The organism is Microbulbifer aestuariivivens (assembly GCF_039545115.1).
Lineage (GTDB): Bacteria > Pseudomonadota > Gammaproteobacteria > Pseudomonadales > Cellvibrionaceae > Microbulbifer > Microbulbifer aestuariivivens.
In genome coordinates this window covers 1-3987 of the sequence record NZ_BAABRT010000038.1, presented here as the reverse complement: position 1 = coordinate 3987, position 3987 = coordinate 1, and the positions used below count along the sequence as shown (strand labels likewise).

The 3987-nt window shown below is 47.6% G+C and carries 3 protein-coding genes; all 3 read right to left on the bottom strand.

Annotation, left to right across the window (positions count from 1 at the left end):
* Positions 1 to 318: 318 nt before the first annotated feature.
* Complete coding sequence (locus tag ABEA58_RS14070; RefSeq protein WP_345552506.1) at positions 319 to 609, bottom strand: hypothetical protein; 291 nt, start codon at positions 607 to 609, stop codon at positions 319 to 321.
* A gap of 1195 nt (positions 610 to 1804) precedes the next feature.
* Positions 1805 to 2557, bottom strand: coding sequence for a DUF6602 domain-containing protein (locus tag ABEA58_RS14065; RefSeq protein ID WP_345552505.1), 753 nt, complete (start codon positions 2555 to 2557; stop codon positions 1805 to 1807).
* A 1-nt stretch (position 2558) separates the two neighbouring features.
* Positions 2559 to 3311, bottom strand: a complete 753-nt coding sequence (locus tag ABEA58_RS14060; protein ID WP_345552503.1) for a nucleotidyltransferase family protein — start codon at positions 3309 to 3311, stop codon at positions 2559 to 2561.
* Between the last annotated feature and the right edge of the window lie 676 nt (positions 3312 to 3987).

The following is a 3987-nucleotide window of genomic DNA, read 5'->3' as shown; positions in this document are numbered from 1 at the left end:
ACGAACCGTTAGGTAATTTACGCCCCTCGGTCGATAACCATTTCTCCAGCGCTTCAATTTGTGATGGCATTTCCCACTCGTCATCACACAATCCACTCAGAGAGATGCCTTTTTCTCCCTCTTTGGAGTTTGAATAGTCGATTAAATTTATCGGCATCCTCGATTCCCTGAAACCTTAACGCCGCCATCTGCGGGCAATTTGAGTGGAGGCCGATTGTGCAATAATGGCGCAGCCATGCACAAGCGGACTGCGCTTAAATTGTCCGAGCATTAGCGAATGCTAATGCGTCAGCATGGCCTTGTTATGCATATTTTCAATTACGCTCCATACAGAGCTAGCTGAGGAAAACGTAGCATCACAGCTAACAGCACACAAAAAACCACAAACTTCGCCAGCAACTCTATTTTTGATTTTCTCCACACTTCCGGAGATCGTTCCATATTACTCCACTCTCCGGGCATATCATCATCTAGAGTTACCAAATGCCCGACCGTGGCCCATGCAAACAAACCACAAAGCGTATAAATGTATGCAACATTGGCGAAAACAGACAGCGCAATTGGAGCACCGATTACGACAGCGGTACTCATTAGAAACCCTTTACTCATCTCTAGCTTCATTTATGCATAACGCCGCTAGCAGGGGCAGCCGGAGCGCAGCGTAGGCTGTCCAGCCCAGCCACCGGCTGGGCGAACCTGCCTAGCTTGGTTATGGCTGACGCGCTCCGGCCCAACTACTAGCACTTTGCCAGCCACGGATTGGCTGGCCACAGCCCAATGTTACGAGGGAAGAATACCGCACCTCCCCCACCAAATTATTAACTTATTGGTATTCCACGATAGTGCAGTGGAATAGCCACCTCTACCGCACCGAGAGAACGCTCTAGGAACGAAACTGCCGGGATGCGGAATGACCGAGCTGCTCAATACTGGACGCTAAAACAGTGCAAAAAATTACCCGCAGGCACCGACGATAATTTCACCGACCGGCAACATAACGCCGCTAGCAGGGGCAGCCGGAGCGCAGCGTAGGCTGTCCAGCCCAGCCATCGGCAGGGCGATCCTGCCTAGCTTGGTTATGGCTGACGCACTCCAAACCAGCTACTAGCACTTTGCCAGCCACGGATTGGCTGGCCAGCCCCAATATTACGAGGGAAGAATACCGTACTTTCCCCCACCAGATTATTAACTTAATGACGCTCTACGATGCTGCAGCGGAGTAGCCAGTCCTACCAAACAAGAGAGAAGGCTCTAGGAACGAAACTGCTCGGACACGAAAGGGCAGAGAATCTCAATACCGGAGGCTATACCAGTGTAAAAAATTACACGCTGGCACTGACCACGGATTTTACCGCCCGGCAACATAACGCCGCTAGCAGGGGCAGCCGAAGCGCAGCGTAGGCTGTCCAGCCCAGCCACCGGCTGGGCGAACCTGCCTAGCTTGGTTATAGGTGCCGCACTGTACACCCGCTACCTGCACGCTGCCAGCCACGACTTGGCTGGCCACTGCCAGATATTACGAGGGAAGATTACCGCACCTCCCCCATCAGATTATTAACTTAATGGCACCCCACGATACTGCAGCGGACTAGACACCTCTACCGAACCAGAAAGAACGCTCTTGGAACGAAACTGCCGGGATGCGGAACGACCGAGCGGCTCAATGCCGGACGCTAAACCAGCGCGAAAGATTACCCGTAGGCACCGACGATAATTTTTACCGCCCGGCAACATAACGCCGCGCTCTGCGGCAAATTTGGAGCGCAGCGGAAAATTTGTCCGACAGCAGCGCCTTGTTAAGCATTTATTGCGCCATTACTTCGGCGTACTTGTTCCAATCTACAGCAGGAACAGTACCAAGACTCTGAAGCTGCTCCAAAAGCCTAAATAAGAAATAAGCTAATGCGTTATCAGGCGCACCAATGGTGATTTCATCAGAGAAAGTATCAAATGTACCACCTGTCAACGCCAGACCAAAATCTAGTGAGGTTTCACCCTCCAATGAATTCAGATTGTCATGAAATGCTTGGCTACCGAACCCGTCCGCCCACTCGATATTCATTGCAACAATACCTGATACTATTTCGATTGGAGGTTTTGGATCATACTCTCCCCCAGCGTGCTTGATCGGCACGCTAGTACGTTCTAGCTTTCGTACTGAGGCAGCCTTATTCCCTGCATATTCAAGGTATCCTTTATTTATTGTTGGCTTTACCTCTATAACTGCATAAACAGCTTCTGCAGGAACAAACCTATGGTCATGCTGCCCCAATAGTGTGGGTGTGTATTGGTTGTCGTATATAACGATATCTATTTGGTCGCTAGTATCACCATTTGAATCGATAACAATCGCACTATCGACAGCATATCTTTTTGGTAAGTGCCGAAGTAAAAACTCGATGAAATGTTTTTCATTTACATCACCCATAACTCCATCGTGAGTAATTGATGTAGTTGATAAATTGAGCTTGACCTGAAGAACCTCTTGTTCCGCGGCAAATGAATTCCTTAGATACTCCTTACCATCTCTTTTAGAGTTTTCTTTTGCTTTACTCATATTACCAAACGATCCTATTCCAATTGGACTGACTTCTTGATTCGCTTGCCTTAGCAGCAATGGCGCGCTTTTCTTGCAAATTTAAATCATCAGATATCACATTATTTGTATTGGCGGGATCGACATATCGCTTTGAAATAAAGTCGTCTTTCAGGAAGCCAAGAACTTTCCAGAAGTTAGATGACAGATCCCCGACTCTGGAGTGCTTCAATGCATCAATTACAGCCAGCTCTAAGTAAAATGATGGGAAGTTTAATCCGTGAAGCTCACGCCATATTTTTGTAAGCTTGATTTCATCTGTTCGCTTGCTAGAAGTGACTTTGTTTATATGAGTATTGATGTTTGTTTTAGTCCAACTTCCAGCTTTGCTTCTATAAAGGCTGTGATTATTACTATATTGATCTTGCCTACGACCAGGAACCAAATCTATTTTGTGGCCATTAACAGTTGTTCCTATGGAAACATTTTGTTTTCGCGCAGGATAACCTGACTGAACTACAGCATTATTTAAACTGTTATATATTTCTTGTAGAGTGCCTGGAGTGGTTGATGATAATGAAATAAATATATCCGCGTCAGTACCTAAACTAATGGCTGTACCTTTTGACATAGAGCCAGAAAATTCTGCTTTAACCATATACCCATTGCTCCATTTCTTTATGACAGGATAAATAGTTTGCCCTGCAGCCTGCGCTGCTGGAGTATTGACTGCATACTTGTTTAATGTATTTCTAAGATACTGATCGCTCGTCATATCTTCCCTTGATGCTTAACGCCGCTAGCAGGGGCAGCCGAAGCGCAGCGTAGGCTGTCCAGCCCAGCCACCGGCTGGGCGAACCTGCCTAGCTTGGTTATGGCTGACGCGGTCCCGGCCAACTACTAGCACTTTGCCAGCCACGGATTGGCTGGCCAGCGCCCGAAATTACGAGGGAAGAATACCGAACCTCCCCCACCCAATTATTAACTTATTGGTACTCCACGATACGGCAGTGGACTAGCCACATCTACCGAACCCGAACGGATATGCTAGGAACGGAACTGCTTGGATATGCGGCACCAAAACTACCAGATATCGAACACTAACTAAAACAGTGCGAAAAACTACACACTGGTACCGGAAAGAATTTTTACCGCCCGGCAACATAACGCCAAGGTAATGGGCAAAGCACGCAGTGCTTTGTCCAGCCGTAGGCGATATTGACCGTTTTGTTATGCGTATTGATGGCACGATGTAAAAATTTAGTTGGCATGTTTGAAATGGCTAGCGACTACTAACGATAAGCGAACGCAGCATTTGCTTTGCTAGGGCATCTCTGAAAAATAGCCCATTTCTGGCAAAATACAGTTTTCCAACCGGGAACCTAGAAAATGACCCAGCTGACCTTCGCTGAAGCTGAATATGCAGGCAAGAAACGAAAAACCCGGCGGGA